A 20,430-nucleotide genomic window follows, 5' to 3' on the forward strand; every position below is an offset into this window, starting at 1 on the left:
ACCACTAACCCCTCAGCCCATGGCCATCTGGGATGCGCAAACGGGTGCGCGTACAGGCTATTTGCAGGGTCATCATCTGGGTGATGTAGTAGGCGCAGAGCTGCTTGATGATAATCGCCTGATTACCTGGGGCCGCGATTATCTTGTGCGTGTCTGGAGTCGCAAGTCCGGTGAATGTACTGATATTTTGCCGCTGCCTTTGTGGCCGGAGCCATCAGATCGTCGTGCGGTCTTGTCATGCGAGCGGTTTGGCCAGATGAAGCCTTCCGAAAAACAGCGCTACCTCAACACCCGCCATCTGCCGTCACCGGATGTACGCATTGACTGGATCGTCAGGCCGGGTGGAAAGCAATACAGTTTCAAGTGTGCGGCTCAATCTGAAAAGACGCAAAAAATGGTAAAACCCTGGCAGCCAAACACGGAACAGCACGCGAGCTACCGCATATGGGATCTTGCTGGCGCAGAGGCGGGTTATTCAGACTGGTTTATTACGTCAGACGGGCGTCTTTGCGGCGGTGGAACCACATATGGTGCTTCAGGGCAAATTTACGTTTGGGACGGGTTTTACACTTTGCAAATGCTGATTGTTGGCAGGCATGACTGCAATACGCACTTAAAGGGCGAAGTGGAGCCAAACGTGATCGTTATCGAAAATATGCTGGGTATCGATAAACTCGACAGCTACAGGTTTCAACTCTGATATGGACGGCAGGCTTCTCATTATTGGTGATGTTCATGGCATGCTTGATGCGCTTCGCCAGCTTGTCGATGAACTGGATATTCAGCCCTCGGACACGCTGGTTTTTGTGGGCGACTTGATCGACAAGGGGCCGGACTCTATCGGTGTTCTCAGCTATGTCGAAGCACTTCGTCGCCATGCCAGCTTTGAGGTTATTCTTGTTGAAGGTAATCACGAAGACCGGATGCGTCGTTACTTGCGCAACCGTACACTGCGGCCAGATGTTGCCACCGAGCAGGCTGTCCGCGCGCCTGAATTGGCACAACTGCAGAAGCAGTTAGACGCGCAAAGGCTGGCATTTATGGATGGGTCGGTGCCGTTTTTTCACTGTAAGCCGCTGGATGTGCTTGTCGTTCACGGCGGAATTCCTGGCACCATGAGCACATTTCCTGCGTCAATTGACGAGGCAAGACGCCTGACCGGCCGAGCAGCAAAACGCTTTGAAAGGGTTTTGCGTACGCGCTTTGTCGATGCAGCCTCAGGCGAGTTTCTCGCCCTCGGCGCACAGCGCCCAGACGATCCATTCTGGGCAGAGACGTATGATGGCCGGTTTGGACATGTTGTATTTGGCCATCAGCCGTTTCTCGAAGGACCAGCAGAGTTTCCCTATGCCACAGGTATTGATACCGGTGCGGTTCACGGTGGAGGGCTGACAGCACTCATTTGCGCGCCTAATGCACCACGCAGATTCCTTAGGGTTCGAACCGACTGTTTTATTCCGTATGCCGGGATGTACTAACCAGAAAAAAAGAGGGAACCGTCGTTACGACGAGCAAAGGAGAATATCAGATGTACATAACAGCCGCTGCGGCCACCGTTTCATTATTTTTACTGTTGTCGGCTACCTCGTTACCGCTGCAAGCGCAGTCAGAGGTCTCTGAAAAGTCGGCTCAGGCTGCTGCGCAGAGGATAGCCGAACACATGATGGCCACGCTGCCGCACTGTTTGAAGCTGGGAGCCTCTGCCTGGAACAGCAAGTTGACGAACGCTGGAGCGTACAAATACGGTCTGGTCGTCAACGTGATCCAGCCTTCGTGCAGCGCTGAGCAAGCTGGGTTACGGGTCGGCGATATGATCGTACGCTTTCACGGTAAGGCATTGTCGCAAGCGGCAAATCTGCCCCAGTTGGTGAGCACCGATCAACAATCGGGTGTGGAGCTGCATTATATTCGAACAGGAGAAGGGCTGCGCACGGCGCAAGTTACCTACGCCAGTAACCGGCCTGTGCAGAACAGCCAGCGGCGACAGGCAATGCTTCTGTCCGATGAACAACTGACGGCGCAATGTGAAATCCTCTTTGGGTACTTCACAGGCAGAAAAAGTCTTGACCCTTCGTCTTTGACGTCCTTCGCCGCGTGCGGCCCAGCGAAAAGCCCAGCCTACTGGTTCTATGACGCCGAGATAAAATATGAGCAGGCGAAGCAGGCCCGGACGGCCGGACAGCAGGATAAGGCCAGTGAATTGATGCAGGCGGCCTCAAAGTCCTACGGTGTGGCCGATGACTATGGCAAGTCTGGTGCACAAAAGCGCGCGGCTGATGTTCTGGTTGAAAGTGAGTCTTTTCAGCGTGTTGAAGGCCTGGAAAGTCGCAAAATTCAGGACGCCCGTCTTCTCTATCAAGATGCCAGCGGCAAATATTACGGTGCTATTGTCACCCATCGCAATGGTCGTCCGCGTCAGGCCAATCTCTACGAACAGGAATTAAAGATTTTTGTCGAACGCATACCGGATGCAAACGGCGTCTTCTTCAATGCATCACCAGCCAAAGCAAAGCCGCAGAAGGAGGCCCCGGCCCAGGACGGCCTGAACTATGGGGAGGATGAGATCGCCCGTATTGCAAACCATGTCCTGCCCAATATCGATCGCGTTTTTCCAGAATGGCGCGCGCATCCGATGTGGAAACACTATAAGGATCGCGTGATCGTCGAATTCTACATTCAGGGCCTGCACCTGAAAACAACGCGGGATTTCGACTATTCAGACACCGCTGAAGATGCCGTATTCTGGATGTGGCTGAAGCGACAAGGCGGTGGCGGAACATGGCGTCCGGCCTATGAGGTGGACGGCTTGCTCGGCCACGCTGAAACCGTCGAACGCATCACTGTTGCAAGCGTTCTGGAACACCGCAAGCGTGTTGATGACGGCGTGAGTGATGACCGGAAAATGATCCTCGCCATGTTTGACCGCCACAAGACGGCGACCGCAAAAATACAGACTGACCTGCAGAATGCCTACGCCCGCAAGCTGGTCTCGGACCGGCGTTCCGGCATCGTTTACAAGCCCGGCTCCTATTGGAAGCAATATGCGAATTTCGACACGCCCCGCAACATCATTGAAGGCAACTTCCACTTTATTGAACACCCAGCCGAATTTGCTGAAGCCTACCTTACCTATGTGTATCAGTACTATGAGGTCTGCGAACCTCACTTGCCAGCAGGCCGGAAATCCTACACCGCAACCTGGTTTGAAACGCGTTATGGCGTAACCTCACAGACCAGTTCCTCTTACGTTGAAATGGCTCCGCGGTTTGCGACAGCCTTTGAGAAAATGGGGGATATCAAGTACAAGAAGGATACTTCCGCTTTCCTGATGTCGATCGTCAATTCCATGGGCGAGGTGGAAGGTCGTAATCCCTTTTCTTTTATTGGTGAAACACTGACGGGGCTGGCAAAGGATCTCGTTACCGATCGGGAAACAGCCCGTTTCCTGCGCACAGAAGGTTGCACCTCTCCGATCGTTCGGCAATATGGCGAAAACCTGTGGCGCAGCGCGAATGGGCGGTCGTCTGCACAACGAGCAGGCGTCTCGTTTCCGGGGGCGGATGCAGCCAGCGCCGACTATGAGCGCGCAGACGTCCGCCGCTTTATGGATGAAACCATCGCTGCGCGCGCCCGCAACCCCGCTCCCAAAGAGCAGGGATATGCCTATTATGATGAAAATTTGGTCGCCTACCGGACCGGTATGGGCATGGCGAATGACGGCCGGCGTCAGGTTCCCGCTATGCGCACGGTCGGCCTCGAACTGGAAAAACGCGGCTATCCCGTACTCTACTGCAATTACGGCCCAACCGGCTTCTATGACAATGGCGAGTACAAGACCCTGAGTTATGCGTTCTGGTACGAGCAGAAGCCCGCCGAGCTGGACCGCCTGTTGGCTGCACGCACCAAAGAAACGGATGTCTATAAGGGGATGAAATATGCTATCTCGGTCTGCCCGACCAACAGCCTTGATGCGCTTGCGATTATCAATGGGAAGTAAATCTCGGCCTTGCTCCATTTCACGGGTCGAGGGCAGCTTGTTCGTTCAGATGCGGCCCTGCGAGATAGTTTCTTTACGGCATCACAGCTCAACGATGAACATGGTTTTTTCTTAGAGGTATTAAAGAGTGAATTCGGGAAACTTCTTGAATAAATCACTGATTGTAGTGGCCGCACTTGGTGCACTCGGTATAGCCTTTGCCCAAAGCAAACTTACAGTGTTTGCAGATGACCGCACCGATGCGCCGCTTGCCGGCAAGGCATCACCTGCTTCTGAGAATCGCAAAAGCGGCGCTGGATGGGATACCCCATACAGATCATCTGAGGCTTTTCTGGAGCTGCCTAAGGCAATCAAAAAAAAGCCTGAGACGACCGGCTCCAATCAGACCCGAGCGGAACAAAACGTGCTTGAACCGACTGATCCCGTTGGTCAATATGAACTGGCCAAAGAATATACGGATAAGAATAACCCCAGATATGATATGCAGCAGGCCCTTTTCTGGTTCGAAAAAGCCGGGAATAAGGGACATGTCCGCGCACAAAGAGAAGTCGGTGATATTTATCGCTACGGTAAAGGTGTGGAAATAGACACAGATAGAGCGCTCAGGTGGTATCAAGCGCCCACTACATTTTATATGAACGGCTTGAAGCTGATTGGCGGTACCAGAGAAGATATGGATGCCATGGACAAAGCTGCGATCGAGTTGATGGTCGCCAAGAAAAAAGCACGCGACGTACAGCCTAAAAAAGAAATGACGGCCTACGAGCTGGGGGAAGCTATCGGAACGATGCTGAAGTTTGGCAGTAAGAATAGCAGTAGTAACAACACCGCAAGCGCTCCAGCGGGTACTGTTAAGTATAGCCAACAAGTGAAAGCGTGCCGCGATGAAACTATGAAGCACATAATCGAGTGTAAAAAAGTCACCGACTACCAGAATTGTGAAATGTGGGGGTGCCCGGAAATTATAGATTGCGACGCGCATTTAACATCTTGTGACGACCACGGCGCGCCCTATAACACCTCTAATGTTTTCTATTGCGATAAGCGTAACTGGAAAACACGGGATGAATCTATCGAGGTTGTCCTGCGAGAAACATGCGGAAATAAGTAAAGAAAGTGACGGGCAGGCAGGGGTTTGAACCTGCGTACCTTCCCTAAGTTCTTACGATCTCTATTGGAGTCTGTTGTATTTAGGCGATCGTAGCAAGGCGAGTGGTAAATTGAGACCATATTGTTGCGGTTTCGAGGTGAATAATGGTGTCTATGTGCCGATAAATCGCGAAAATAGGGGGCGATTTAACGCCGCAGTAGATCAGTTCTAAGTCCGACAGGCTCCTAGTGATTATTCAGAGGCACATCTCTTTCACGTCATAATAGCAAAAAAGGATATTGTTATGGCACTGCTACACAATCAAAGGCCCACACTCTTTTTGGCATTCAATATCTTCTTCGTCAGCCTGCTGAGCCCTCTGACTGCTCAGGCGCAAAAGGTATGGGAATCAGACCAGCGGGTCTACACCAAGGTTGGCCGGGTGAATGTGCATATGGAAAAGAACTTTGCCCGCAATGCCGAGCCTGGCGATTTTTTTGTCAGTGCAACTGATAGCCAAACCAGCACCAGCGGTATTTTTCGGGGTGTATGTTCAGAGGTGGTGGCTGTCGATATTAGTCTGACCGATGTTCGTAAGGTAGATATAAGCAAATTTGCACAATCTCGTCGCGGCGCTGATTTACCCATTGATGCCACGCTAGCTGCCATGAGCCAATCACTGGCGGAACAGTGTGATCAATTGCAGGTGATACGCCTGAGGTTTAATGCCATTAACGAACGTAAGCACGATTATTCCTACGCTGGCACCCTCACCAAAGACAATGGCTGGCGTCTACAAGATGGCAAGATCGCCACGGATTACGACTCAGCTTACGTCTTCACCTTGCACATGCGGAGCCCCTTCAGCACCGCAGGCATTCAATACCAAGGTGGCTGTGAAAAAGACCCTATTCTGCTGCTTGAACCGCTTTACCAAAACAACACCGAGCGGGCGGCTGCCAAGCCTATCCCCATGAGTGACTATCTTTTTATTGCAAAAAAAATCTCAACTGCCTACACCAATGAATGCTCTGGTATTGTGCAGATACGCTATGCCTTAAACCCCATGCCCGATGACTATCTGTGTAAGACCGATGGCGACTGCTTTATGGAAGCCAAGTTTAATCCCGCCGACGATGACCCATGGAATATCAGTACCCAGCAGTTCAAGCACAAGGAATATTACCACCCTATCACCGATGCTAATGACATGTTCGAAGTGCTGGCGGCAGGCCGTTTTGACATTCTCAAAGACTATGATGGTTTCTTTCGCTTCTATTTCGAAAACTGGTTTGGAGCCTACTCCGATATGTGCAAAGCCCACATACAAAACCCCGTAGGCCGTAAGATACAGGTGGTTGAACGCACCTACGATAACGGCGTGCTGGTCGATGAAGACTTTGGTCCGGAGCGGCTGATCTGGGTAGAAAGCACCTATGCCAAAGATTACGACCGTTACTTTGGCTCCGCAAAATCCTGGGCTACCGCCTATGTATTGAAAAAAGTTATGAAGCAACAAAACAGCGCCAGAGGGCCCGTCAACGCGGTATTCAGCAGCTTCGGATTTTTGACTGGCACCATCAATCAACTTGAAGACATTACCCGAGGCAACTGTAACAGTGACAAGTTGATCACAGCACAAACTAATATGATCAACTACGCTCGCCAGCAACCAGCAGCCATCACTAACCAATATCCCACCGACAAAAAACCGCTAGTTAAATACGGTAAAAACGGCCCTTCAGCACCAGAGTTTACCGCCAAAATTCAACAAGAACGCCGCCATGCTAAGGCTATTCGCCAAAAGAATGAGGTGGAAACAATCGAGCAATGGCAGCAGCGTCAAGCCAAAATTCAGCATCAACCCAGGAACACGATATCACAACCGGCTGCCCGGGCTCCCAAAATTCGTGGCGGTTCACCGGCTGAGTTTCAAGATCGTAGCCAACTCCTCCAGGATCAGCAATCACGTGTCAGTACCAAAATGCAGGAGTTTCAGCAACGTATGGCGCAGGCCAGCAACCCTGGCGAGCGCCAGGCAATACAGGAGGAAATGCAGACCTATTTTGCCAACATCAAACAACAGCTACAGCAGGAGCTCATGGAGTTTGATCAGCGGCAGAGATAAATTGATCGTTTCGCCGAGATGCCCGGTCGCAAGCGTTTCATAGAGCTTGCTCTCGTAGAGAGCATTGATATACGCACCGATATTGTCCGCAACCGAATACCCAAATTCTCCATAATTGGTGATCGGTACGGCCAGAGGATGTGGAGGATCTTTGGAGGCATTCTTGTGCTTTCTGACTTTTTTTGCTCAATCTCAGTACGCAAATTCAGGCGTGCACGAGGACATAGACAAGTCTCCATCTGTCTGTGAGACTCTATCATATATTAACTGTTGACGTTCTTCCGTCAATTGTACTCTTGGTCGGTCAGAAGACGCTGCCTTATAGATTGGATGCACTCTCAACCGATCCGGCCTGAAGCGTGCATCCGGAAAGGGCTCGTTGTTCTCGATGTCAGTCAGTGTATAAAGCTGATGACCGGCATATGGAACGAGTAATAACCGAAAAGGTTATTTGACGGATTCAGTGAAATTCCAGAGACTATTCAGGAGAATAGATTCTGTACGAATCTGAAAGATATTACTGCCAAGTTGAAAAAGAAGATGTGACCGTGATTTTGAGCCGAATATTACTTGTACTTTCAGTCTTGGTAATTTCTGGGTGCTGGGAGTCCGACAGACTTTTGTTTGATGAGCAAGAGTTTACAGATCCGTGGAATGGAAGCTTTGACATGGCAATGCTTGCTCAAGCTGGCACAGGAGAAGGCCAGCCTGTCACTTTTGTCCCAGAAGGAAAATGGTTCAAGATAATCGACGCCAAAGGAGATTCAGTACTGATGGCGTTCGTGCGGGGTGAATATGCGGAGCAGACGCGCCATCATAAGTATCTGACTGTAATTATTGACGAAGAAGGTCAGGAAAAGACCTACAAATATGGTATCGGGAAATTAGCTCATGATGACCGAGAGCTCGGCGTTTGTGGGCTTGCAAACACTGTCGAAGTCACGAACCGCTCCACGCTGATTTCTGCCATGCACAATGCTGTGCGGGCCGAAGCAAATGGCGCAGAGCAAACTTTGACATGCGGTAGATTTTTCGAAATCACGCCAATGAAAGGCGAACAGCACCCATCGCAAACAGACATCCTGCGGAATAAGCAAAAAGCACTGCGTGACATGGAAGAGGCAGCGAAGGCTGCGCACTCCGCAGGTCGTTCAACTCTCGCGCAGCGATTTGTCCAGCTTGTAGGTCCCGATGTTGAGTGCGCAGGCTCTTATCTTGGAAAGGTTGCCTTTCCACAGCAAGATCAGGATGGATACTGGAAACTGATGGTCATCTATTTGGGTGACCATAAGAGTGATATGACTCACAGCCGTGATTTTGCAGCCTGTGGTGAAGCTGTCCTGGCAGCACGGAGAAGTATTGGGTTTACGAAACTGAATGTGCCTTACAGAATAATCGCGTTTGATCGCAATTTTCAGATTTTTCTCGATTCAGGCGTTACGCAGTGAAGCACAGGAGACATCTTATGCACAGAGTTTCTACTTTCATACTCGCCGCGTCTTTGTTAGTGCAGTCACTTATCGCCTTGCCAGCGAGAGGTCAAACTGACAACGAAAGCAAAAACATTAGGCGAGAAACGGTCCTTACCGGGAAATGGGAGAGCTTTCGAATAGCACCTGGCCGGGTGGCCCGCCCGCGGTGTATTACTGCGTTCGAAGGCATTCTCGCCAATCCACTTTACAGGTCGCGCCTGCCCGAAGACGCGTTGAGGTATGAGAGTCCGCTGGAAGTCAGCCCCAATCCTAATGGTCTCCAATATCAATCTGAATATTATATTTTTTTGTCTTTTGAAGGTTATGAACTTCTCGTTTCCTGTAACGTTGAAGGCACGAACACATTTGACATGCGTTTTACACTTGCCGTTGAAGCACGCCCTTTCAGTAGTTATAAAGGTGATGATCTGAATTCTATTGTACGGTCGCATCTATCGTGGATCAAAAATCGCTCCATGTTTATGGAGTAGCGTGTATATCTACTACGGACTGGGTGGTTGGATTTTCGAAAGAGGGTAAACTGCTCAAACCGAGATACTACTGAAAATAGATTATTTCCAGGCTCTAATGGAAGAAAACAGGATAAAACACCATGCGTTCAGTCTTTCGTCATCCTAAAACCCAATCAGAACGCAAAGGGGATCATGCCCTGAGTGCTGATCAGACAGATCAGGTGCCCAATATTAAAGCGCGTGCCAGAGGTCTAAAAAAAGGCCTGTTGCCGACAGAGCGAGATGATAAACAGCCAGCATCGTCAAAAGACCGTTGGCGGAGTGGCCGAACAAAGAAACCTAAACACTAAGCCATATCGAAAAGGCTTTTCTCAGATTTCACAAGGTGAGTTGTAGCGATGCCAACCAGTCAGCCACATCACCCGCTTGCTGTTTCGCTGTACACCGTTGGCGAGATTGGTTATCCCATCGTAGATAATATGGAAGCCTACCTGGAGGCCCTTTACGACGCCGGACTTTACGAAACTCTAGCAGTAGGGAATCCGGGAGAAGCTGTGATTCGCAATCTTGCCGAAGCGTACGGCATGATTGCTGAAATTATCTTCTGGCAAGAGGACTTGGTCTATGACCAAGCGCTTAAAGCCCTGCCGCTATTTGTTGAGTATGTGACTGAGCTGCAACTGAGTCTAGGTGATTTGCATCATCTCACCGAGATTGTGACAAGCTTTTTCGATTGGGAAACCGACGGAGAAGGGCCGGACCATCTCGATAAGTTAAAGCCTTCAATACAGTCTTTAACCAACCTGTTCAATCAGGATGAGTATAAAAGTGCGATCTACAGCGCGTTGGCAGAGTACTCCTATAAAGATGTCGATGATCTTATCGGCATGGCGCACTGGTTCTATGGCGAAGATGAGTTTGAACTGTTTTTTAGTTGCGCGCAGCATTATCCATTGCGTGCCTTGTCCAATTCTTACTGGCTTATCGACCTCAATGAGGAACAGTGTCAGCGTTTTATTACCTGGGCACGATGCTTTATGCCATCGGAGCGTTTGGATAAAGCACTTTCCCGGACGCAGGCTTATACGGAAGTAGAAGAAAGGATTCTGGATCGGGTGATCTTTCATGAGGAATCTCTGCTTAAAAATCAGAATGACCGTCGAGACTTTGCCATCTGGGGAATGTGTTCTGATGATTTACTCATGGCGCTTAATTCTGCCTATCTCCTTAGTGGTTTAGCCGTTCCTCTTTGGCCTGTAGGAAGTAAAGCCGTCATCATTGATCTACTGGCTGAAGTAGAGCCGCACTGGATGTCAGTAAGGAAAAAAGACGGTAAAACCGAATACGTTAAGTCGCAATATTGGTTGAGAGAGCTATTGGGAAGGGTGACTTGAAAAGCCATAATAGATGGTTAAAAGAGGAAATAATAGGCCGGTGGCTGTTCTCTCATTTTTTGTTTGCACTGATCGCTTTTTGCCTGGTGGCCTGTCAGGCGCAACCCCAGCTACAACCACAAGATTCAGTGCCTCAAAAGAGTGTACCTTGCCAGTCTTCACTTTCTGAGCCTGCGAAAGGTCCAAGAAGCTGTTGTGATCGTCAGGTTGAAGGTGATGATCGCCCCGTTATTTTTTGCCCTATTTTCTGCCCACTAAAGCCTGAAAATATGACTCATGACGATGAGGTGTGCGATTCAGGTGAGTTATAGTGTGTTAAATAGCTTATCGATACTGATCGCTTGTAGTTGTCGATTAATATCTTTTTTCTGCTCATCAGAAATTTCTGGGATGATCAATGAATGTGCACTGTCTATAACGGCCAAGAGGCGGAAAAAATATTTCTCTTCCAGTGGTAAAGGTAAGTCATGAAACATGGCTAATTCCTTTTTTAAGTCTTCAATATCTTGGCGGTCGATATTGGCGTAAAACAATTCTGTTTGATCATAATTATCCAGAGCATGGCTGATCATGATTTTAATGGCGTCAAACTCCTCCTGTGTGCAATCCATATCCAAGAAGCCATCGTGCTGGTTTTCAATACTAATCATCGCCAATAATTTCTCAATATCGAAGTGACGTATCAGCCGAGATTTTCCCGGTTTCATGCAACATATTGCGATAGACAACTTGCACAACCTTGCTGTCACAACCGGTGTCAATCAGTGCTTCTACGGTGCCATTTTTTCGATTAATCAAAGACATGCCACTGGCAATGGCGTCCTGGTTTTGTCCTCGTGATAATAATCGAAACAGGTCGCCTGCCCGCATAGTATTCAGCCGCTGTGTGTATGCCTTGTAATAAGGAAGATAACGCTCATCGACGTAAACAGTGTGCTCTTTACCTTTAACACGACCTATCTCAAAGCCATCTTGAGTGGTTACTTGGTCTGCGCGGGTGGTGTAGCGAATTTTATTTTCGATAAAAGTGGAACAGCGCTCACTGTAAGCATTGATAAAGTCATTGAAATACAGAAAATAATTACGGTTATTATGCAAAGGTTGAACCATGGCGTAACCCAGTAATGATTGGATTTTTACTGAAGGCGTGTACAAGTCACTCTCCAGGCCCGGTTCTTTGATGATGGGGTCGTCTATTTTAAGCAGGCCATGGGAAGTAAAGCGGAGAGACGGGCCGGAGGGGCGTGTAATGTTTTTGGCATAAGCCGGTGGTAAATTCACTCGTTCATGGATTCGATTAAAATCCACAGTGGTGAGTTTTGTCGTTAACGCTGGCCAAAAGCTGGGGGTTGATTCATGCCAAAACCAATGCTGCTCGGTGTAGTGTGTATCACCGTTATCCGGGAAATACTCTGCCTTAATAAAATAAACATCGCTTAGCGGTTGCCGATAGGTATCTGCTGCAATATAAGCCGGGCGCCGTTGTTTTTTTGGTGTGAAATTCTGAATCAAATCACTGAGCATGGCATTGCCGTCAATCAGCGCAATATTGGCCAGTGCGCCCGCTCCGGAAGGGCGTTGAGCTAAGAGCATGGATTCAATATCGGCAGGCAAAGACAAGCCATCGGGCCGCGATGAAACCAACCAGAGATCGTAGAACATCGCGTTGGCCAGTGGATCGGCCAGTTGGATTTTTTCGATTAACTCTTTCAGGCCCTGCTTGGTTGTTGCCGGGGTGAGACCGCCATAACGGGCATCACCAATGATGCCTAAATCGACAAATGGCTTGCCATTCCTTGGCCGCGAAGCGTGGCCTAGAACACTGGCAACATAAGGGGAACCTGACAGTTGTTGAGCCAGATACTCTGAGTAATCACTGATAAACGCATCGGGTAGCGGTTGTTTTTGGCGCTCCAGTAGATAGCTGGTAACACCTGCTTTAAGGTTGCTCTCAGCCGTTGTGTTGGCAGAGGATGCGGCTGTGCTCAATGTCGACAGTGAAAGGGCGAATACCACCAAAAATGTGATCTTATGCAGTAACATGTAAAGCTCTCCATTTGCCGTTACCTAATGGGAAAGCCTGTCTGATTTTCTCCATGATGATCAATCATTCTAACCTTGTAGCAGACTTTCTTTTGTTATCAAATTCATGTTGGCTGATCTCGTGCCGATGGCAGAGTTCTATCGTTAGGTAATATGCCAACCTGTCATCGCGAACGAGTTTATTGGCTTTATATCCGACGCGATAGCACTCCGTGATAATGCCTTCTTCCCACACGATTTTGATTGGGTTGCCATCGAATATGAAAAATTTTATGCCACTAAACGCGTCGTCCATTTTTCACCTTTCGTCTGATTTCCGGCGGAGATCAACAAACGGGCAGACCGTTGTGGACTGGTTTTTCGCGCCGTCTGTTCCCTTGCCTGAATACATCTCAAAACAACGCGCTCCCTCATCCTTTATCTCCAGGACGTGCCCGTTAGTGCCTTGAGTATCCTGCGGTGATGGAGCAGGGGACGAGCAGGCAGCGTTCAGGGCGCAAAGACTGACAATGGCGAATACAGATTTAAACCCGTCACCATTAGAGTTGTCTTTTAAGCTCATTCGCCTCAGCCCTGAGAGCCTGAACCTGCTCACGCAATTGATCGCCAGCGGCTCTTTGCTTTTGCTCGTAGTCTTTGAGCAGACGGGTACGTTCATCTGCTGAAACCGTTGTTATCTTCTCCATGAATACTGCGGCCTCTTCGACTTGCGCTTGATGCTGTGCCTGTATCAGAGCCTGGACTTTCTCATCGGTTTCCTGGTCAATCTGGCGGATGTGCTCTCGGCGGTCTGCGGTTGTCTGACGTGCGCTGTCTTGTTGGGGTTGTTGGCTTTGACCCCGTGTTTTGGGGGCAGACGGCTTGTTCCTGGAGGGGACTGTCGGTTCTTCCGTTATTCCCATATACTGCATAGTGAATTCGATGGCGTTTTGCAGGTCGTTGTACCTTTGCGAATTTTCCGGCGTTTGACTGCGTTCCTTGATCAACTCGATCAGGCGCTGTTCAATGTTTTGCCTGTTTTGGGATTGGGCCAGTGCCGCTTCTCGTGTAGCTTCTTCCAGCTCATCCAGTGATTGCTGCGTATCCCGTGCGGCGCGATTCAGATTATCCTGCCCCTCTACGGTAAGGCGTTCCACTTCTTCGCTAAATTCTTCCTCGCTCATTTTTGGCGTTTTCCAGTCTTCTCCGAATAGACCGCTCCCGCCAAAAGCTGCAACCGCTGCATTGACAGTTTCATTCGCTTCCTGCACGTTCGCGACAGGGGTAAAGGGCGGTGGCGGTGCTCCTGTCTTTGTGGGTGCATCGCTTTCCGTTGCCGCTCCGGCAAAACGCAGCCCGGCCTGCTGCACCGATGGTTGGCCGTTTGCCGCGCGGATGAAGTTCCCGGTCATCTGTTGAATGGTTGCGCTGTCGCAGGCATGATTGTTGAGAAAGGTTTCCATCTCCCCGCGCAGGCCAAGCACAAGCCCGAAGCCCTGAAAGATACCCTGATCCAGAGCGGCCCTGTTGAGGTCGGAGTCAAACTGCGCCCAGTGCGCGCCGAACCGCGCATCAATCCGGTAGGTCTTGGTTTGCTCAGAGGTATGGATGGTTCTCGATCCGTCGAGATTATGGTCGGTGCCCTCATAGGTATCATAGTTACGCTCGAAAGTTTGCCACTGCTTTACATGGGTTTTGCAGCGTTTGGAATAGGACATGGCCAAGCCAGTGTAGAAAGCTTTGAATTCCGGTGTATTGCGGTACTCGCCAAACTCTCCCTCGAAGATGCGCCGGGCGATATCAAACCCGTCATAGCGCCCCCAATAGGGATCGAGTTTGTAGACGATGCCCTCGCGACGCCCAGCTTCATAAGCGAATGCTTTCCGGTAATCTCCGGCACTTTCGGCTTTTTGCAGTTCGCCCTTGATAAAGCCCGCGAGGGTTAGCTCCGGGTTTTCCTGCGGATCAGCAGTGATGCCCCGTGATGATCTGATAGCACGGCAAGCCGGTGTATCACAGCGATTGAAGTTCAGCCGGTTGTTTTCGACCTCGTAGCCAAAAGATAAAACAGGCTTGTCACTCTCCCCGTAGCGGAATGCATTTTTATAATAGTGAGAACTATAGGCTCCATTGGTCTTGCCGCATGTGCCCAGGAACAAACTGACGATATCGTTCAGGCTCTTGATAAACCTGTTATCGGGTTGATCGCCGGAAAATGGCAATATTGTTTGCGTAGGATGAGATGGTGTATGAAGTATATTGAAATCGACTTTGGTTGCACCAGCCTTGGATATGGCAGCATTCCGCGATGCATCTATTGCGTCTGTTTGTTCTAAATAGCGCGCCTTGAGGTCTTTATTTTCCTCCATCAATCTGGCCATGTCCTCTGTCAACCGTTTGACCTCTGGCCCACTCAGTTTTTGGCTTCTTAACGTATTCCCGATATCCGTGAGAGCTTGTTGAATGCGCCTCTCTTCTGGTTCATGGGCGAGGCGTAAAGCCTCTTGGCGGGTATTGAATTCAGCTTCGGCTTTTGCCCTGTCAGCAACGGCTAATCCTATAGAGCAAACCGCTTTGCCATTGTTGAATTCCGCTTGATTTGAATAGACCTCGTAATTATCGCTGCGCCCGATCATCACACCCATCCGTTCCAGTCTTGTGGCACGTTTTTCTTCTAGCGTTGCCGCCTGGAGTGAGAGGGGCAGAAACAGGATCGCCATCCATACCATCAGTGTCAGGGTTGCTTGAATCCTTTCAATACTATCGCCGTACCTTGTCATAGGTTCGATCCTCACTTAAATCGCTAGGTTTTCTAATGTCTTGCGGTGCGCCCATTCCTATACGAGATCGGAAATGGATCCTTTTTAGCCTGCCGGGATGTGTTGAGGCGGGGGCTTTCGAACCCCGTAGACTGCGGTAGTGCACTCATCATCAAAAAAAATATGAAAACCATAACAAAAAGGATCTTTTTTATCTATTTTGCGTGGAAACTAAGTGTGAACGAAATTAAAGGGGCGGAATTTGAGCGTTATTGGTTATGCGCGGGTCAGTACAGAAGAACAGCGACTAGATCTCAAGCGGGATGCAGGCGGCCAGGAAACGCGATTCCGCAAAGACGGCCTCCCCGGGAAGCGCTCTGAGCATTTTGCCATTGTTGTCGAGAATGACTGAGATCCCTTTGAGGCGCTAAGGGGAGAGATGTTGTAACATCGTCAGCATGTGAGTTTTTTGCTAACCCCATCCATAGGGGACACTCGGTTGTTCTGGTGCTTGCCCTTTAAGGCTGGGCTAACCAGTAAAAAATGAAATTATTTTCAAGTAATTTCTGAGCATGGTATTTTTCGTGGTATTTGGAATATGGCGATTTGTAACTGTATGAAAAATAAGAAAAATAAATGCTTATTTACAATCGAGTGGGAGTGATTCCACGTCTGGTTTTGGATTAACATTACCGCACAAATCGTGGGGTTGACCCCCCAGCTTGAGGAGCCTGGCCGCGCGGTAGTAGCGGTAATCTTCGCAGCTTTAAAATACTGAGCGCCCGGTCATGGTAGTCAGATATTCCAAGGCAGCGCCCCCCATGATGGAGTTGCCAAAACTGTCCAGCTCCGGCGACCATACCGCGATTGAATATTCGCCAGGCAGCACCGCAATAATACCCCCACCCACACCACTCTTGGCCGGTAGTCCTACGCGAAATGCAAATTCGCCGACTTCGTCGTATGTGCCGCAAGTGAGCATCAACGCATTGACACGTTTGACTTGAGCCGGAGTCAGTACAGAGTCTTCAAGAATGTCAGAAACACCTTTATTGGCCAGATGAAATGCTGCTTGCGTTAATTCGCTACATGACATGCTCAGTGAGCACTGGTGAAAATAGAGATCAAGAACAGTGTCCACATCATTAACCAGATTTTTATTTCCCTTCAGGAAATTGGCAAGTGCTCTGTTGATGAAGCCGGTTTCGGCTTCTGATTGTGCAATCTCTGAATCGTACTGAATATCGAAGCTACCAGAGAGTACACGCATGTAATCAAGCAGAGCTTGTTTGGGGTCATCCAGTTGCGATACCAGTATGTCGCAAATCACAATCGCCCCGGCATTGATGAAGGGGTTGCGAGGAATACCTTTCTCATACTCCAGTTGAACCAATGAATTGAACTTACTGCCGGAAGGCTCTCTGCCAACTCTACGCCACAGCTCGTCACGAACAAAGCTGATCGCCAGGCTCAGGGTAAAAACCTTGGAGATACTCTGTATCGAAAAACGTTCCTCGCTGGCCCCGACAGTAAACTGTTCACCTGAAATTGTACGCAATGAAAAACCAAACTTGTGACCAGGTATGGCTGAAAGCGCCGGGATATAGGAGGCAACCTGACCCTTTCCTTGCAGATGTTGTATATGTGTTGGTAGCTCTTCAATGATTTTGTCTAGATTCATGCTCACTTTCCAGTCTTGTTATCTTGTTTGAGGAAGTTTTTGTTCGGTGATATTTCGACGACCTCTCATGAATGAGCACCAGTGATGACTTTACTCCGGAGCTTGCCCCTCAGCTAGAAAATCAATCCAGTCCATCGTACTGTTCAGCTTGTTCATCAATATGCCAAATTAGGTATACAGTTCAACCCGCCCTGGGCTGATACCTCCAATACTAGGCTGCTGAGGCAAGCCCAGTCTATTCAGGTAGCGAAAAAGGCGGCATTCTGACCGTTTAAGATCCCGCCAGTGCTCCGGATTTTCTTTCAGGCTCAAATCGGGATAAACACAACAACCGCACAGCAAGTCGGCTACCGTTATTTCAGATGCCCGCAAACGACGTAGTTAGCACGATTGGCACGCTTCAATAACGCAGAGTTACACCTTGCAGATGATAACTTACCCTCTGTTCTCGCCAATGCGGTTATGGTGGCACAGAGCGGATACTAGCTCACTTCGCGGCACAAGCAAGGCAATGGTGGTGATAGAGCAAGCGATTACTACAATCACCATTAAATCTTTGCATGGGCAGGTTACTGCCTAAGTGAAACAAAGAAGGCTGTGTCACAGGGCGTCAGGCCAATTTATTTGGACTGCAGCCTACCTAGCAGGAAAAAATCTGGTGGCGCTCATATTCGGGAACATTGCGATAGGTCAGCGTAAAGTTCGCAGCCACTGACAGGCGCGGCTCATCGGCTTTATGAGGGGTCACTTCGTGCCAGAGGAAGGAGGGAAAGAAAATCATGACGCCCGGTCGGGGGAATACTTTCGTATGGTATTGCCAGCCGCCCAGCAGTGAGGCATTGAAGCGGGGGTCGTGCAAGATGAGTGCCCCCTCGTCGGGTCGCCAGTAGTCTTGTGTCGACTCGTCATTGACGATTAACGGCTTGTCAGAAACACGGGTCTGCACGTAGTACACGGCGGAAATATGGGATACGTGGTTGTGAGAGGGAACATAGTGGCCTTTCGGTGCGACATTGGGAAACATTTGCATGGCAAGGTCAAATTCGCCCTGCCATCCAATTTCGCGGCAATAGTTTTTCAGGCATGCCAGAAAAAGGCTCTCCAATCGGGTAAGGGCAGGTGCTTCATTCGCGTGCTCCATCAACGTTGTTACGTCAGACATCTCGGCCTGATCGCGGCGTCTAAAGCGCGGATGGCTTGTAAAAAATGCGGCAAGATCAGTATTCATATCCTGTTCAGCAAGTTCGAAAAACTTTATCGGAGTCGGAAACAGGTTATAAGTTGTGCCTTCGGGTACAAATATGTCCGACTCATCAAAAGATGATGCATCCGAATTTTGTTTCATGATATAAGTGCTCTTCGATGACGTGCAGAAATATAGCAGATAATCTTGTTTTTTTGCTCGTTGCAATTGTAACGTTTACTGAGAAAAATGCAGCCCATGTTGAAGATGGTTCGGGTTATGGTGGGGCTGGATGCCCAATACGAACGCCATTTGGAGGGGTTGAAAGCCGTCTTTAGCAAGGCGTTTCCATTCAACGCCCCCTATAAAGACAAAATAGAGGCCTTTGCACGAGGCGAACATCCGCAGGGAGGGGAATGCATCATTCTGGCAGCGACCGGCGCTCGAGACGAAGTGCTTGGTTTTACCGTATCATTTTATTTTTCCGATCTGAAGGCAGCCTACCTCGATTACATTGCCAGTGATCCCGAAAAAGCCTCTCGGGGTATTGGCGCGGCACTTTACGAAGCGATGCGGGATGATCTGAAAAAACGTGGTGCCACCCGGTTGTTTTTAGACAGCTTGCCAGATGAACCGAGCCCCAATGTAGATGCGTCGCTGTTACCCAACAACAAAAAAAGAATGGCTTTTTACGAACGCCTTGGCGCGAGACCGATACTCGGTACTCAATATGAGCGAGTGATTACGTCGGCCAATCTGGGAGACCCCAATTTGCTGTTGCACGATGGGCTTGGTCAGACTGCACCGCTGTCGCGGACTAAACTGAAGGCAGTTGTTGCTCGGATCATGCTGGCAAAATGCAATCTCGCACCAGATCAGGAACCGCTGAAAACACTGCTTGCCTCAATCAAGGATGATCCTGTGTTGATTCGGCCTCCACGCTATCCCGCGCCGTCGCCGGGACCGCTGCCAAAGTTGAAACATGCCATTGATCTCATTGAAACTGGCGTAGCCAACGATATCAGTCACTCGCCCTTTAAAGGCTACTATGAGCGTCCGGCGAGAGTCGCCGCTATTGCCAAGGCGCTTAATGATTTGCCGATTACTCGTCATGAAATTGAGGATTTTGGCCTTAAACCGATTCTTGAAATACACGATAAGCGCATGGTTAACTTTCTCAAAGAGAGCCAAACGAAAGTACCGGACGGACAGATTGTCTACCCGGAGATTTTCCCTATTCGTTATGCAGACCGCTTGCCGCAGAATTGGCCCATGCGTGCGGGCTATTTCTGTATTGACACTTCAACGCCTATCACTAACACGGTGTTTGCGGCCGCGACTCGATCAGCGAATGCGGCACTTACCGCTGCTAAACTGGTCGCTAGCGGTAAGTCCAAGATGACCTACGTCGCCGGTCGCCCTCCGGGGCATCATGCGGAGAGTAAGGTGTTTGGTGGTTTCTGTTATTTCAATAATGCGGCGCTTGCAGCCAATAGCCTGTCTCGCAAGGGCCGGGTTGCGGTGCTTGATGTTGACCACCATCACGGCAACGGCACACAGGATATTTTCTACAGCCGCAAGGATGTACTGACGGTATCCATTCACGGGCACCCTGAGTCTTCCTATCCCTTTTATGCCGGGTTTGAAGATGAGCGGGGTGAGGGGGAAGGTAAGGGATTCAACGTTAATATCCCACTGCGGCCAGGTGTCGATGATGCCGCTTATTTGACGGCGCTGGACAGAGCGCTTCGAGTCATTAAAAAGTTTTCTCCCGACTATCTGGTTGTGTCTCTGGGAGTGGATATTATGCGAGGCGACCCCACCGGTGCATTTTATGTGTCTTCGGAAGGCATGCGGAATATTGGTCGTGCTATAGGCGCATTGCACCTTCCCTCCGTGATCATTCAGGAGGGTGGCTACCACCTGCAAAATTTACGCCGTGGTGTCCGCGGCTTTCTGGTTGGGTTCGGTATTGGTATGACACCTGGCGAACCTTGAAAATCAATGACTGGAGTGAGTCGAGTATGACAAAGGGTGGCGGCCCGATTCAATTTCAGCTGATGATGATTGACTATACTCCTTCTTAGAGGATTTACATTACCATGGGTGTCGTAACTGAAAACCAGAGGCGTCATGCTATACATTCAGAATGATAAGCCGCAGTGTTAGAACTGATGCAGGGTACCGCCAGATTATGCTCTAGGATTTGGCTTCAGTTTGCGAGTTTCTGG

The 20,430-nt window shown here is 49.6% G+C and carries 16 protein-coding genes; 10 read left to right on the top strand and 6 right to left on the bottom strand.

Features of this window, described 5'->3' with window-relative positions:
- Window positions 1-701 precede the first annotated feature (701 nt).
- The 8 genes from H7A02_03465 (at window position 702) to H7A02_03500 (ending at window position 10,554) form a co-directional block, all read left to right on the top strand.
- Window positions 702-1,478, top strand: coding sequence for a serine/threonine protein phosphatase (locus tag H7A02_03465; GenBank protein ID MCP5171310.1), 777 nt, complete (start codon window positions 702-704; stop codon window positions 1,476-1,478).
- A 50-nt stretch (window positions 1,479-1,528) separates the two neighbouring features.
- Window positions 1,529-3,997: a hypothetical protein gene (locus H7A02_03470; protein MCP5171311.1), complete on the top strand. Its 2,469-nt coding sequence runs from the start codon at window positions 1,529-1,531 to the stop codon at window positions 3,995-3,997.
- A gap of 145 nt (window positions 3,998-4,142) precedes the next feature.
- The gene (locus tag H7A02_03475) at window positions 4,143-5,108 is read left to right on the top strand and encodes a sel1 repeat family protein (protein MCP5171312.1); all 966 of its coding nucleotides are present in this window, start codon (window positions 4,143-4,145) and stop codon (window positions 5,106-5,108) included.
- A 283-nt stretch (window positions 5,109-5,391) separates the two neighbouring features.
- Window positions 5,392-7,215 carry a hypothetical protein gene (locus tag H7A02_03480; protein ID MCP5171313.1) on the top strand — a complete coding sequence of 608 codons (1,824 nt, stop codon included), beginning with the start codon at window positions 5,392-5,394 and terminating at the stop codon, window positions 7,213-7,215.
- Window positions 7,216-7,835: 620 nt separating this feature from the next.
- Window positions 7,836-8,663: a hypothetical protein gene (locus H7A02_03485; protein ID MCP5171314.1), complete on the top strand. Its 828-nt coding sequence runs from the start codon at window positions 7,836-7,838 to the stop codon at window positions 8,661-8,663.
- A 17-nt stretch (window positions 8,664-8,680) separates the two neighbouring features.
- A complete protein-coding gene (locus H7A02_03490) occupies window positions 8,681-9,178 on the top strand; it encodes a hypothetical protein (protein ID MCP5171315.1) in 498 nt (165 codons plus the stop codon).
- A 122-nt stretch (window positions 9,179-9,300) separates the two neighbouring features.
- Window positions 9,301-9,510 carry a hypothetical protein gene (locus H7A02_03495; protein MCP5171316.1) on the top strand — a complete coding sequence of 70 codons (210 nt, stop codon included), beginning with the start codon at window positions 9,301-9,303 and terminating at the stop codon, window positions 9,508-9,510.
- Window positions 9,511-9,558: 48 nt separating this feature from the next.
- A complete protein-coding gene (locus H7A02_03500) occupies window positions 9,559-10,554 on the top strand; it encodes a hypothetical protein (GenBank protein ID MCP5171317.1) in 996 nt (331 codons plus the stop codon).
- A gap of 305 nt (window positions 10,555-10,859) precedes the next feature.
- Here H7A02_03500 and H7A02_03505 read toward each other — a convergent pair whose 3' ends face one another.
- The 4 genes from H7A02_03505 to H7A02_03520 form a co-directional block, all read right to left on the bottom strand.
- A complete protein-coding gene (locus tag H7A02_03505) occupies window positions 10,860-11,204 on the bottom strand; it encodes a hypothetical protein (GenBank protein ID MCP5171318.1) in 345 nt (114 codons plus the stop codon).
- A gap of 13 nt (window positions 11,205-11,217) precedes the next feature.
- Entirely contained in the window at window positions 11,218-12,597 is a 1,380-nt protein-coding gene (locus H7A02_03510) for a hypothetical protein (GenBank protein ID MCP5171319.1), read from the bottom strand.
- 298 nt (window positions 12,598-12,895) lie between these two features.
- Complete coding sequence (locus tag H7A02_03515; GenBank protein ID MCP5171320.1) at window positions 12,896-13,159, bottom strand: hypothetical protein; 264 nt, start codon at window positions 13,157-13,159, stop codon at window positions 12,896-12,898.
- Window positions 13,137-15,356: a hypothetical protein gene (locus tag H7A02_03520; GenBank protein ID MCP5171321.1), complete on the bottom strand. Its 2,220-nt coding sequence runs from the start codon at window positions 15,354-15,356 to the stop codon at window positions 13,137-13,139. The genes H7A02_03515 and H7A02_03520 overlap by 23 nt, the downstream gene beginning before the upstream one ends.
- 241 nt (window positions 15,357-15,597) lie before the next feature.
- Between H7A02_03520 and H7A02_03525 the strand changes: the two genes are divergently transcribed.
- Window positions 15,598-15,747: a hypothetical protein gene (locus H7A02_03525; GenBank protein ID MCP5171322.1), complete on the top strand. Its 150-nt coding sequence runs from the start codon at window positions 15,598-15,600 to the stop codon at window positions 15,745-15,747.
- Window positions 15,748-16,101: 354 nt separating this feature from the next.
- Here the strand turns inward: H7A02_03525 and H7A02_03530 are convergent, their stop codons facing one another.
- Complete coding sequence (locus tag H7A02_03530; GenBank protein MCP5171323.1) at window positions 16,102-17,016, bottom strand: glutaminase; 915 nt, start codon at window positions 17,014-17,016, stop codon at window positions 16,102-16,104.
- Between the two features lie 640 nt (window positions 17,017-17,656).
- On the bottom strand, window positions 17,657-18,361 hold the full coding sequence (locus H7A02_03535) for a hypothetical protein (protein MCP5171324.1): 705 nt from the start codon (window positions 18,359-18,361) through the stop codon (window positions 17,657-17,659).
- A 96-nt stretch (window positions 18,362-18,457) separates the two neighbouring features.
- Between H7A02_03535 and H7A02_03540 the strand changes: the two genes are divergently transcribed.
- Entirely contained in the window at window positions 18,458-20,197 is a 1,740-nt protein-coding gene (locus H7A02_03540; GenBank protein ID MCP5171325.1) for a histone deacetylase family protein, read from the top strand.
- The last annotated feature ends 233 nt before the right edge of the window (window positions 20,198-20,430 follow it).

The organism is Pseudomonadales bacterium (assembly GCA_024234435.1).
Classification (GTDB): Bacteria; Pseudomonadota; Gammaproteobacteria; order Pseudomonadales; family Porticoccaceae; genus JACKOF01.

Excerpts from the sequence above, each read along its gene's own strand:
- H7A02_03465 (MCP5171310.1), top strand. The coding sequence starts at position 702 with ATGGACGGCAGGCTTCTCATTATTGGTGATGTTCATGGCATGCTTGAT.
- H7A02_03470 (MCP5171311.1), top strand. The coding sequence starts at position 1,529 with ATGTACATAACAGCCGCTGCGGCCACCGTTTCATTATTTTTACTGTTG.
- H7A02_03480 (MCP5171313.1), top strand. The coding sequence starts at position 5,392 with ATGGCACTGCTACACAATCAAAGGCCCACACTCTTTTTGGCATTCAAT.
- H7A02_03490 (MCP5171315.1), top strand. The coding sequence starts at position 8,681 with ATGCACAGAGTTTCTACTTTCATACTCGCCGCGTCTTTGTTAGTGCAG.
- H7A02_03495 (MCP5171316.1), top strand. The coding sequence starts at position 9,301 with ATGCGTTCAGTCTTTCGTCATCCTAAAACCCAATCAGAACGCAAAGGG.
- H7A02_03500 (MCP5171317.1), top strand. The coding sequence starts at position 9,559 with ATGCCAACCAGTCAGCCACATCACCCGCTTGCTGTTTCGCTGTACACC.
- H7A02_03505 (MCP5171318.1), bottom strand. The coding sequence starts at position 11,204 with ATGATTAGTATTGAAAACCAGCACGATGGCTTCTTGGATATGGATTGC.
- H7A02_03510 (MCP5171319.1), bottom strand. The coding sequence starts at position 12,597 with ATGTTACTGCATAAGATCACATTTTTGGTGGTATTCGCCCTTTCACTG.
- H7A02_03515 (MCP5171320.1), bottom strand. The coding sequence starts at position 13,159 with ATGAGCTTAAAAGACAACTCTAATGGTGACGGGTTTAAATCTGTATTC.
- H7A02_03520 (MCP5171321.1), bottom strand. The coding sequence starts at position 15,356 with ATGACAAGGTACGGCGATAGTATTGAAAGGATTCAAGCAACCCTGACA.
- H7A02_03530 (MCP5171323.1), bottom strand. The coding sequence starts at position 17,016 with ATGAATCTAGACAAAATCATTGAAGAGCTACCAACACATATACAACAT.
- H7A02_03535 (MCP5171324.1), bottom strand. The coding sequence starts at position 18,361 with ATGAAACAAAATTCGGATGCATCATCTTTTGATGAGTCGGACATATTT.
- H7A02_03540 (MCP5171325.1), top strand. The coding sequence starts at position 18,458 with ATGTTGAAGATGGTTCGGGTTATGGTGGGGCTGGATGCCCAATACGAA.